Genomic DNA, 11754 nt, shown 5'->3' on the forward strand with positions numbered 1-11754 from the left:
CCATCGGCGGCCGCCGGCCGGGCCGACGGCTCCCCGTGGGCCGTCAGCAGGACGAACAGCCGCGCCCAGCAGAGCCGTTCGCCGCGCGGCCAGTCCAGCGCGCGCAGCGCCGCCGAGGCCGCCTCGCTGACCTCGCCGTCGACCCGGACCTCGGCCACGTCGTCCCCCGCGCGGCCGCCGAGGAACAGCTTCACCCCGTGCGGCCGCCGCCCGCCCGGCCCGGCCAGCTCCGCCAGCAGCGCGGGCGCCAGCGCCGGCACCACCCGGTTCCCGGCCAGCCAGGCGGCCAGCCGCTCGTTGCCGAACCCGAACACCGCCGCCGGCCCCTGGACGGCGTGCCAGCCCGGCAGTTCGGGGTGGTCGGCGTGGTCGCCGTGAGCGCCGCGGCCCTCCTGCAGCTCGACCAGCGCGCTCGCCGTGGTGGTCGCCCACATCCGCACCGCGTTGTCGAGCTTCTCCTCCTCGGTCTTGCCGAGGCCCGCCGTGCAGTCCCACACCACCGGCGCGTCCGCCCGGCCGAGCTCCAGCACCCAGCCGAGGTCGACGTGCCCGGGGCCCTCGCCGTCCTGGTGCTCGCGCACGGCCACCGCCGTGGTGCCGGGACCGCGCACCACCTCGCCGTCGGCGGTGAACACCTGCCCGAGCCGTGCCATCTCCCGGACCACGCAGCGCTGTATGACGGCCAGTCGGTCCTGCGGGCGCACGGGGACTCCTAGGCTCGGGGCTTCGAATCGTCTCGAACTGTCGTCTGCCCGTCGAACTGCTCTCGAACGCCGCCGAGGCTATCGGCCCGGAGGCCCGCCGGGAAACTGCCCGGACCCGCCGGGGCCCAGGCCGGCCCGGTCCGGGCGTGCCCGGCCCCGCGGCCCCCTCGCTCCGGTCGCGGGAATGTCACTGATGCCCCACTTTGGGTAGCGGACACCACTGGCACCGCCTGGAGAACCCCGCATGCCCCGCACCGCCCCGAAACCCCCGCCGGCACCGCTGCTCACCCCGGACGCCTCCGGCCTGGTCGCCGAGATCGAGGCGTACCTGGCCTCGCTGCCCGCCCCGGCGCGCACCCCGGCGCCCTACCTCCCGCCCCACGGCGGGCCGTACGTCTGCCCGTTCGGCTCGGTGCTCCGGCCCTGGTACGCCGACCACGCCCCGCCCCGCGCCACCCTGCTCGACCGCGCGCTGCGCCGCCCGGCCCGGCCGGTGCCGGTGACCGCCGCCGAGCACCTCGGCCTCGCCTCCCGCTACATCACGGCGCACGGATGGCTGCAGGGCGCGATGTGGGACGGGGCCGGCCGGGTCTGCCTGCTCGGCGCCCAGGCCGCGGTGCTCGCCCACGGCTACGGCACCCCGGCCACCGTCCGCACCGCCCGGGTCCAGCTGATGGAGGTGCTGCACACCACCGGCCGCCGGGTCAGCTCCCCGGACGAGTTCAACGACCGGCCCTCCACCCGCCAGTCCGACGTGCACCGGCTGCTGGAGCGGGCCGCCGCCCGCGCCGCCCGGCTCGGCCTCTGAACCGCCCGTGCCGGACGGCCCCGGAATTGCGAACGACCCCGGACATGCGAACGGCCCCGACGGATGCTCAGCATCCCTCGGGGCCGTTCTGTGGAGCGGGCGACGAGAATCGAACTCGCGTGACTAGTTTGGAAGACTAGGGCTCTACCATTGAGCTACGCCCGCGCGATCCCCCGGCCGTCACCGGACGGAAGGTCGGGAACAGCGTACCTGGTCCGGTCGGCTGCGCGCACACCCCATTCCCGTGAGGGCCTCGGAATATCTCGCCGATCCGGCAGGGCCCGGCGTGTACGCTTCCTCTCGGCACCACGGGGTGTGGCGCAGTTTGGTAGCGCGTCCGCTTTGGGAGCGGAAGGCCGTCGGTTCGAATCCGGCCACCCCGACAGAGTGCGCAGGGTCTCGCCCACGGCGGGGCCCTGTTGTCGTTGGTGCCCGACCGGACCCGACCCGGCCCTTTCCCGTCCGTCCCCGCGGTGTCCCGTCGTGCCGTGCGGAGCGCTCACCGGAAAGAGTGCCGCACGCCACACCCGGGGCGCGCGCCCCCGGGCGCGGCCGCCTCCCCGATCGCCCGCGAACAGGCCGGAAACACCCCGGAACGGCCCCGAAGGGCCGCTGACGGCGGCGCCCTGGCGTCCGCCTTTCGTGGTACCGGTAGGATGGGGCGCTGGCGGTAGTCCCTGTGGCGTCAACCCAGGCCGACCGCACGAGGGCGAGGAGTCACGCTCACCGTCCACCCCCCACGGGAGATGCAGCTCCAACCGCCCATCGCCCGTCTCGCCCGACTCGACCGAACCGGCTCCGGCCGGCCGTCCGGGGAGGGTGCAGGCAACCCGACCGCAAGCCCCATAGGAGACCCAACCGTGAAGAGCGCCGTCGAGACTCTGAACCCGACCCGGGTTCGACTCACCGTCGAGGTGCCCTTCGAGGAGCTCAAGCCCAGCCTCGACGCGGCGTACAAGAAGATCAACCAGCAGGTCTCGGTCCCGGGCTTCCGTAAGGGCAAGATCCCGAACCGGGTCATCGACCAGCGCTTCGGCCGTGGTGCCGTGCTGGAGGAGGCCGTCAACGACGCCCTGCCGCGCTTCTACACGCAGGCCGTCGACGAGGGCAAGATCGAGGTCCTCGGACAGCCCGACATCACCAACATCGAGGGTGTCGAGAAGATCGCCGATGGCGGCGACCTGAAGTTCACCGCCGAGGTGGACATCCGTCCGGAGATCACTCTCCCGGACTTCTCGGCCATCGAGGTCACCGTCGACCCGATCGTGGTCTCGGACGAGGACATCGACAAGTCCCTGGAGCAGCTGCGCGAGCGCTTCTCCTCGGTCAAGGACGTCGAGCGCGCCGCGGCCGCCGGTGACACCGTGGTCCTCGACCTCGAGGCCAAGGTCGACGGCGAGGTGCCGGAGGACGGCACCGCGTCCGGCGTCAGCTACGAGATCGGCTCGGGCCGTCTGATCGACGGCATCGACGAGGCCGTCGTCGGCCTGGAGGCCGGTGGCACCGCGACCTTCACCACCGAGCTCAAGGGCGGCACCCAGGCCGGCCAGACCTCCGAGGTCACCGTCAAGGTCACCGCGGTCCAGGAGAAGGAGCTGCCGGAGCTGGACGACGAGTTCGCCCAGCTGGCGAGCGAGTTCGACACCCTGGAGGACCTGAAGGCCGACTCCCGCAAGCGCCTCGAGCGCATGAAGGAGTACGACCAGGCCACCCAGGCCCAGGAGAAGGTGCTGGACGCGCTGCTCGGCCTGGTCGAGATCGAGTTCCCGGAGAAGCTCCTCAAGGACGAGATCGAGACCCGCAAGCACAACCTGGAGCACCACCAGCTGGAGCCGATGGGCCTCACGCTGGCGGCTTACCTGGAGACCCAGGGCAAGTCGGAGGAGGAGTTCCTGGCGGAGACCGAGGAGCAGGCGAAGAAGGGCATCAAGACCCAGTTCGTCCTGGACCAGATCGTCGCCGACGAGGAGCTCAACGTCTCCCAGGAGGAGCTGACCGAGCACCTCATCCGTCGCGCCGCCGGCTCGGGTCTCACCCCGGACCAGTTCGCCCAGCAGGTCGTCCAGGGCGGCCAGGTTCCGCTGCTGGTCGGCGAGGTCGCCCGCGGCAAGGCGCTGGCCACCGTGGTCGAGGCCGCCAAGGTCGTCGACACCGAGGGCAACGAGGTCAACTTCGACGACGACGAGGCCGACGAGTCGGCCGAGACCGTCGAGGCCCCGGCCGCCGAGGCCGAGGCCAAGGCCGAGGAGAAGACCGAGGCCTGATCGCCCCGGTAGCCTCGCTCGCCCCGAGGTCCGACAGCGGGCCCGGACGCCGTACGGTGTCCGGGCCCGCTGCGTTGTGGTCCGCCGTGAACCCTGCGCTCACAGCGAACAGTTCTGCGTGAGGGATTCTGCGGCCCGGCCTGCGCGTTAGGGTCCATGGACAGCAACAATCACGACGTGATACCCGGAAGCTGTGCGACACCGTGACGGCCGTGGAGCGACCGTCCAAATCGACTGAGCAGGTGGCTAAGTGACGTACCCGCAGATGCAGATGCCCGGCCCGATGGCGCCGCACGCCGCCGCTGGTGACGTGCTCGGCGGCCTCGGCGACCAGGTCTACAACCGGCTGCTCAACGAGCGGATCATCTTCCTCGGTCAGCAGGTCGACGACGACATCGCCAACAAGATCACCGCTCAGCTGCTGCTGCTGGCCGCGGACCCGGACAAGGACATCTTCCTCTACATCAACTCTCCGGGCGGCTCGATCTCGGCCGGCATGGCGATCTACGACACCATGCAGTACATCAAGAACGACGTCGTCACGATCGCGATGGGCATGGCGGCCTCGATGGGTCAGTTCCTGCTGACCGCGGGCGCCAAGGGCAAGCGCTTCTCGCTGCCGAACGCCAACATCCTGATGCACCAGCCGTCCGCCGGCCTCGGCGGTTCGGCCACGGACATCCGGATCCAGGCCGAGCAGCTGCTGCGCACCAAGAAGCGGATGTCGGAGCTGATCGCCTTCCACAGCGGCCAGTCCTTCGAGCAGATCACCCAGGACTCCGACCGTGACCGCTGGTTCACCCCGGAGGAGGCCCTGGACTACGGCCTGATCGACGCGATCATGCACAGTGCCGCGGACGTCCCCGGCGGCGGCGGCACCGGCGCCTGAGCCCCGCCCCGGGCCCACGAGACCACAGCCACAACGCTCCGGAGGACCAGAACACCCATGAACATCCCCAGCCTGTCGGCCGCCAAGGCCCGCGTCGAGGACATGCGAGCGGAGGGCCGCTACATCGTCCCGCGCTTCGTCGAGCGCACCTCCCAGGGCATCCGCGAGTACGACCCGTACGCCAAGCTGTTCGAGGAGCGCATCATCTTCCTCGGCTCCCAGGTGGACGACGTCTCGGCCAACGACATCATGGCGCAGCTGCTGTGCCTGGAGTCGATGGACCCGGACCGCGAGATCCAGATGTACATCAACTCGCCCGGCGGCTCGTTCACGGCCCTGACGGCCATCTACGACACCATGCAGTACGTCAAGCCCGACATCACCACCGTCTGCATGGGCCAGGCGGCCTCGGCGGCGGCCGTGCTGCTGGCGGCGGGCACCCCCGGCAAGCGGATGGCGCTGCCGAACGCCCGCATCCTGATCCACCAGCCCTACACCGAGACCGGCCGCGGCCAGGTCTCGGACCTGGAGATCCAGGCCCGCGAGATCTTCCGGATGCGCGAGCAGCTGGAGGAGATGCTGTCGAAGCACTCCAACAAGTCGGTCGAGGAGGTCCGCGACGACATCGAGCGCGACAAGATCCTCACCGCCGAGGAGGCCGTCGAGTACGGTCTGGTGGACCTGGTCATCTCGACCCGCAAGGCCTCGCTGACCTCCTGAGGCCAGCACCCCCCGCGGCGCCGTCCTCGGGCCGCGGGGGCCGGGGCGGGGCGCGCGATCGGTTCGCGCGCCCCGCCTCCGGCGCACCGGTGGCTCCTCCGACGGCATCTGTTCGGTATCAATTCGCCCAGGGCGTAGGGCAGACCCGGCGAAGAGGGCGGAATCGACGGCTCGGCAGAGTACCGTCGGACAGCGAGACCGATCGCCGTCGGCGTCTTCGGTCCACAGCACCAGGCCCCGGAAACCCCGCGGGGCCCCTGGCGAAGGGGAAGCACCTCGTGGCACGCATCGGAGACGGTGGCGACCTGCTCAAGTGCTCGTTCTGCGGCAAGTCGCAGAAGCAGGTGAAGAAGCTGATCGCCGGCCCAGGCGTGTACATCTGCGACGAGTGCATCGACCTGTGCAACGAGATCATCGAGGAGGAGCTCGCCGAGACCTCCGAGGTGCGCTTCGAGGAGCTGCCGAAGCCCCGCGAGATCTACGAGTTCCTCGACCAGTACGTGGTCGGCCAGGACCTCGCCAAGAAGGCGCTGTCGGTGGCGGTCTACAACCACTACAAGCGGGTGCAGGCCGGTGAGGCCGGGCGCAGCGGCGGGAACGGCCGCGAGGACGCCATCGAGCTGGCGAAGTCCAACATCCTGCTGCTCGGTCCGACCGGCTCCGGCAAGACGCTGCTGGCGCAGACCCTGGCCCGGATGCTGAACGTGCCGTTCGCGATCGCGGACGCCACCGCGCTGACCGAGGCCGGCTATGTCGGCGAGGACGTCGAGAACATCCTGCTCAAGCTGATCCAGGCGGCGGACTACGACGTCAAGAAGGCCGAGACCGGGATCATCTACATCGACGAGATCGACAAGGTCGCCCGTAAGAGCGAGAACCCGTCGATCACCCGGGACGTCTCCGGCGAGGGTGTGCAGCAGGCGCTGCTGAAGATCCTGGAGGGCACCACCGCCTCGGTGCCGCCGCAGGGCGGGCGCAAGCACCCGCACCAGGAGTTCATCCAGATCGACACCACCAATGTGCTGTTCATCGTGGGCGGCGCGTTCGCGGGCCTGGAGCGGATCATCGAGGGCCGGGCGGGTGCCAAGGGCATCGGCTTCGGGGCGAACATCCGCTCGAAGCGGGAGCAGGACGCCAGCGACCACTTCCGTCAGGTGATGCCGGAGGACCTGGTCAAGTTCGGCATGATCCCCGAGTTCATCGGCCGTCTCCCGGTGATCACCAGCGTGCACAACCTCGACCGCGAGGCGCTGCTGCAGATCCTCACCGAGCCGAAGAACGCGCTGGTCAAGCAGTACCGCAAGCTCTTCGAACTCGACGGTGTGGAGCTGGAGTTCTCCCGGGACGCGCTGGAGGCCATCGCGGACCAGGCGATCCTGCGCGGCACCGGCGCGCGCGGTCTGCGGGCCATCATGGAGGAGGTGCTGATGTCCGTGATGTACGAGGTTCCCTCGCGTCAGGACGTCGCCCGGGTGGTGGTGACCGGGGACGTCGTCTCCAAGCACGCCATCCCGACCCTGGTGCCGCGCGACATGATCAAGCGGGAGCGGCGCGACAAGAGCGCCTGAGCCCCGCCCGAGACCTCTCCGGCCCGGTCTTCCCGGGCCGGGACCGGGGCCCCGGTACCGCCCTCGTGGCGGCACCGGGGCCCTCGCGTGCGCGCCCTTCCGGGTCGGGCCGGCAGTCCGGGGGGTGAAAGGCGTTCGTAACCGGGTTCCCGGGGTACGTAAACTGTCCGTCGTGACCGACACCACGAACCAGCGCCCCGCGAGCACGCCCGCAGGGGACGACGCAGCCACCCTCCCGACGACCTACGCTCCGGCGGACGTAGAGGGCGAGCTGTACGAGCGCTGGGTAGAGCGCGGTTACTTCACCGCCGACGCCACGAGCGACAAGCCCCCGTTCACCATCGTCATCCCCCCGCCGAACGTCACCGGCTCGCTGCACCTGGGCCACGCCTTCGAGCACACGCTGATCGACGCCCTGGTCCGCCGCAAGCGGATGCAGGGGTTCGAGGCGCTGTGGCAGCCCGGTATGGACCACGCCGGCATCGCCACCCAGAACGTGGTCGAGCGCGAGCTGGCCAAGGAGGGCAAGTCCCGCCACGACCTGGGCCGCGAGGAGTTCGTCGAGCGGGTCTGGAAGTGGAAGGCGGAGTCCGGCGGCCAGATCTCCGGCCAGATGCGCCGGCTCGGCGACGGCGTCGACTGGTCGCGCGAGCGCTTCACCATGGACGCGCTTCACCATGGACGAGGGCCTGTCGCAGGCCGTCCAGACCATCTTCAAGAAGCTCTTCGACGACGAGCTGATCTACCGGGCCGAGCGCATCATCAACTGGTGCCCGCGCTGTCTGACCGCCATCTCGGACATCGAGGTGGAGTACCAGGACGACGACGGCGAGCTGGTTTCGATCCGCTACGGCGAGGGCGAGGACTCCATCGTCGTCGCCACCACCCGGGCCGAGACGATGCTCGGTGACACCGCGGTCGCCGTCCACCCGGACGACGAGCGCTACCGGCACCTGGTCGGCACCGAGATCGAGCTGCCGCTCACCGGCCGCCGGATCCCGATCGTCGCCGACGAGCACGTCGACCCGGAGTTCGGCACCGGCGCCGTCAAGGTGACCCCGGCCCACGACCCGAACGACTTCGAGATCGGCCAGCGCCACGGCCTGCCGAACATCGCGGTGATGGACGAGCACGCGGTGATCACCGCGCACGGCCCGTTCCTGGGCCTGGACCGGTTGGAGGCCCGCTCGGCGATCGTCGCCGCGCTGCGCGCCGAGGGCCGGATCGTCGCCGAGAAGCGCCCGTACGTCCACTCGGTGGGCCACTGCTCGCGCTGCAAGACCACCATCGAGCCGCGGCTGTCGATGCAGTGGTGGGTCAAGGTCGGCCCGCTGGCGCAGGCGGCCGGCGACGCCGTCCGGGACGGCCGGGTCAAGATCCACCCGCAGGAGATGGAGAAGCGCTACTTCGACTGGGTGGACAACCTGCACGACTGGTGCATCTCGCGCCAGCTGTGGTGGGGCCACCGGATCCCGGTCTGGTACGGCCCGAACGGCGAGATCGTCTGCGTCGGCCCGGACGAGCAGCCGCCGGCCGGCGAGGGCTGGCACCAGGACACCGACGTCCTGGACACCTGGTTCTCCTCGGGCCTGTGGCCGTTCTCCACGCTCGGCTGGCCGGAGCAGACCGAGAGCCTGGCGAAGTTCTACCCGAACTCCGTCCTGGTCACCGGCTACGACATCCTGTTCTTCTGGGTCGCCCGGATGATGATGTTCGGGCTCTACGCGATGGACGGCACCCCGCCGTTCCACACCATCGCGCTGCACGGCATGGTCCGTGACCAGAACGGCAAGAAGATGTCGAAGTCCTTCGGCAACGTGGTCAACCCGCTGGACTGGATGGACAAGTACGGCTCGGACGCGCTGCGGTTCACGCTGGCCCGCGGTGCCAACCCGGGTGTCGACGTCCCGATCGGCGAGGACTGGGTCCAGGCGGCCCGCAACTTCGCCAACAAGATCTGGAACGCGACCCGGTTCGCGCTGATGAACGGCGCCACCGTCGAGGGCCCGCTGCCCGCGCCGGAGGAGCTGACGGCGGCGGACCGCTGGATCCTGTCGCGTCTGAACAGCACGGTCGCCGAGGTGGACGCGCTGTACGACGACTACCAGTTCTCGAAGCTCTCCGAGGCGCTGTACCACTTCGCCTGGGACGAGGTCTTCGACTGGTACGTGGAGCTCTCCAAGACCACCCTGGCCAAGGGCGGCCCGCAGGCCGACGCCGCGCGCCGGGTCCTCGGCGAGGTCCTCGACATCACGCTGCGGCTGCTCCACCCGATCGTGCCCTTCGTCACCGAGACGCTGTGGACCACGCTCACCGGGGCCGAGTCGCTGGTCATCGCCGACTGGCCGCAGGACAGCGGGTTCCGCGACGCCGGGGCCGAGGCGGAGATCGCCACCCTGCAGCGGGTGGTCACCGAGGTGCGCCGGTTCCGCACCGACCAGGGCCTGAAGCCGGGCCAGCGGGTCCCGGCCCGGCTGGACCTGGACGGCACCGTGCTGGCCGTCCACGAGGACGCGATCCGCTCGCTGCTGCGTCTGACCGTGCCGGAGGAGGGCTTCGCGGCCACCGCCTCGCTGCCGGTCGCCGGTGCCACCGTGGCGCTGGACCTGTCCGGCACCATCGACGTCGCGGCGGAGCGCAAGCGCCTCGCCAAGGACCTCGCCGCGGCCGAGAAGGAGAAGGCCCAGACCGCCGGCAAGCTCGGCAACGAGGCGTTCCTCGCCAAGGCGCCGGACGACGTGGTCGCCAAGATCCGGACCCGCCAGGAGGCCGCCGAGGCCGACATCGCCCGGATCACCGCCCAGCTCGCGGCGCTGCCGCAGGGCTGACGCGCCGACGGTTCCCCGGAGCCGTCACCCGGTCCACCAGGAGCCGCACCCCGCCGACGCGGGGTGCGGCTCCTCCGTTTTTCCGGATGTCGGCTGATCGGGCGTCCCAATAGCCCAATTCGTTGCTCCCTTCCGGCGAATATTCATCCTGGACCGGGTGAGGTCCTATTCCGCCCGAATTGATTCCGGTCTTGCCCGCGCGGTTTCGCGGAATTTCGCAGGTCGGATGTGTACGGTGTGCTTCGAGTTCCGGACAGTGAGGGACGACGGGAGGGCATGGGCGTGGTGGTGGTGACCGAGGTGTTGGCCGACGAGCTGCCTGCCGAGGCGGTCGAGGAGGCCAAGGCGCGCGCGGCGACCCTGCTGCTCGCCTTCCGGCACGGCAACCAGCTCGCGTTCGACCACGCGCTGGACCGGCTGCTGGACGAGCACGTCGAGCGCGAGGTGGCCACGCTGCTCACCTGGATCGCCGCCGAGGCGGTCCGCAAGGCCTACGCGCCCGAGGTGGGCGACCGGGTGCTGCGGTCGATGGCCCGGCGGGCCCCGAGCGACACCGGCGCGGTGCTCGTCGAGGAGGACGGCGTGGACGCGGCCCGGCTGATCGAGGCGGTCGCGGCCGGCGAGGTGGCGGAGGTCCGGGACCTGGTCGCCGCCACCCCCGACACCACCTTCCTGCTCGGCGGGCTGCTCCAGGGTGTCGCGATGATGCTGCCGCTGCTGCCGGAGGGGGAGCTGGCCGAGATCACCGCCGAGCTGCGCCGCCGGCACGGCGGGGTGCCCGCAGGCGTGCCGGAGGCCCGGGCCGGAGTCTGACCGGCTCGGGCCTCCGGTCCCGCTGGGCCTCCGGGCCTCCGGTCCCGCCGGGGCGGGGCCGCGCGCCGGTTACGGCATCGCGTGCAGGTGCGAGCCGACGGTGGAGGCGATGCCGCCGCCGGACTTGGCGTCCCAGTTGGTCGACCAGGTCATGGCCCCGCCGATCCCGGGCCACTTGGTGTCGGGCTTGAAGCTGCCGCAGTTGGTGCCGGCGGCCAGGCAGTCCAGCGCGTTGTTGACCACCGCCGGGCTGACGTAGCCGCCGCCGGCCGCGCTGGTGGAGGCCGGCACGCCGAGTCCGACCTGGTCGGGCCGCAGCCCGCCCTTGAGCTGGATGCAGGCCAGCCCGGTCAGGAAGTTGACGGTGCCCTGGGAGTAGACCTGCCCGTCGCAGCCCAGCATCGCGCCGGAGTTGTAGTACTGCATATTGACGATGGTGAGGATGTCCTTCACGTTCAGCGCCAGCTTGAAGTACTCCGCGCCGGTCGACTGCATGTCGATGGTCTGCGGCGCCATGGTGAGCGTGAAGCCGGAGCCCGCCCTGGCCGCCAGGGTGTGCAGCGCCTGGCCCATCCAGGTGGAGCTGACGCCGTTCTCCAGGTCGATGTCGACGCCGTCGAAGCCGTAGCTCTGCATCAGCGACCAGGCGCTGTTGGCGAAGTTGGTGGCGGAGGCGGAGCTGTTGACGGACACCGTGCCCTTCTCGCCGCCGACCGACAGGATCACCTTCTTGCCGGCCGCCTTCTTGGCCGCGATGTCGGCCTTGAACTGCGCCTCGGTGTAGCCGCCGAGCCGGGAGGAGAGGGTCGGGTCCAGGGCGAAGCCCAGGCCGCCGGGCGTGCCGGTGGCCTCGGCGAAGGAGACCGCGATGATGTCGTACGCGGCCGGGACGTCGCTGATCCGCTGCACGGTGGCGCCGTTGTCGAAGTTCTGCCAGTAGCCGGTGAGCAGGTGCCTGGCCGGCGGCCGGGGCGTGGTGGCGGTGGGGGAGGGCGTGGTGGTGTCGGTGGGCGACGGGCCGACGGTGCCGGTCGGGGTGGGGCTGGTCGCGGTGGGGGAGGGCTTGGGGTCGCCCGGGCCGAGCAGGGACACGTCGTCGGCCAGGAAGGCCGGCTGCCCGTACCAGCCGTGCAGGTAGACGGTGACGCTGGTGGTCGCGG

Annotated in this window: 8 protein-coding genes, 2 tRNA genes and 1 pseudogene; 8 read left to right on the forward strand and 3 right to left on the reverse strand. The window is 70.8% G+C overall.

The annotated features are described in order from the left end of the window. Window positions 1–704 (reverse strand): DUF6348 family protein (locus VR45_RS24445; protein ID WP_045941981.1); only part of this gene is annotated, 704 nt, incomplete at its 3' end. A 244-nt stretch (window positions 705–948) separates the two neighbouring features. On the opposite strand from VR45_RS24445, the gene VR45_RS24450 reads away from it, so the two are divergent. Continuing rightward, on the forward strand, window positions 949–1512 hold the full coding sequence (locus VR45_RS24450) for a hypothetical protein (protein WP_045941982.1): 564 nt from the start codon (window positions 949–951) through the stop codon (window positions 1510–1512). A 91-nt stretch (window positions 1513–1603) separates the two neighbouring features. Here VR45_RS24450 and VR45_RS24455 read toward each other — a convergent pair. After that, window positions 1604–1677, reverse strand: a tRNA-Gly gene (locus VR45_RS24455). 144 nt (window positions 1678–1821) lie between these two features. On the opposite strand from VR45_RS24455, the gene VR45_RS24460 reads away from it, so the two are divergent. The 7 genes and pseudogenes from VR45_RS24460 to VR45_RS24490 all read left to right on the forward strand — a co-directional run bounded on the left by VR45_RS24460 (window position 1822) and on the right by VR45_RS24490 (window position 10594). Then, a tRNA-Pro gene (locus tag VR45_RS24460) sits at window positions 1822–1895 on the forward strand. 477 nt (window positions 1896–2372) lie between these two features. Beyond that, window positions 2373–3776, forward strand: a complete 1404-nt coding sequence (gene tig, locus VR45_RS24465) for a trigger factor (protein WP_045941983.1) — start codon at window positions 2373–2375, stop codon at window positions 3774–3776. A 283-nt stretch (window positions 3777–4059) separates the two neighbouring features. Next, window positions 4060–4665, forward strand: a complete 606-nt coding sequence (locus VR45_RS24470; protein ID WP_107084257.1) for an ATP-dependent Clp protease proteolytic subunit — start codon at window positions 4060–4062, stop codon at window positions 4663–4665. A 57-nt stretch (window positions 4666–4722) separates the two neighbouring features. After that, window positions 4723–5385 (forward strand): ATP-dependent Clp protease proteolytic subunit, encoded by a 663-nt coding sequence (locus VR45_RS24475; protein ID WP_045941984.1) that lies wholly within the window; start codon window positions 4723–4725, stop codon window positions 5383–5385. Between the two features lie 278 nt (window positions 5386–5663). Further along, a complete protein-coding gene (gene clpX, locus VR45_RS24480; RefSeq protein WP_030397392.1) occupies window positions 5664–6953 on the forward strand; it encodes an ATP-dependent Clp protease ATP-binding subunit ClpX in 1290 nt (429 codons plus the stop codon). A gap of 172 nt (window positions 6954–7125) precedes the next feature. Then, window positions 7126–9781: pseudogene (locus VR45_RS24485) on the forward strand (valine--tRNA ligase). A 276-nt stretch (window positions 9782–10057) separates the two neighbouring features. Continuing rightward, on the forward strand, window positions 10058–10594 hold the full coding sequence (locus tag VR45_RS24490) for a hypothetical protein (protein ID WP_045941985.1): 537 nt from the start codon (window positions 10058–10060) through the stop codon (window positions 10592–10594). Window positions 10595–10663: 69 nt separating this feature from the next. Here VR45_RS24490 and VR45_RS24495 read toward each other — a convergent pair. Then, window positions 10664–11754, reverse strand: a 1091-nt coding sequence (locus tag VR45_RS24495; RefSeq protein ID WP_045941986.1) for a chitinase, incomplete at its 5' end; no start/stop codon positions are given.

This window comes from Streptomyces sp. NRRL S-495, assembly GCF_000966955.1.
Taxonomy (GTDB): domain Bacteria; phylum Actinomycetota; class Actinomycetes; order Streptomycetales; family Streptomycetaceae; genus Kitasatospora; species Kitasatospora purpeofusca.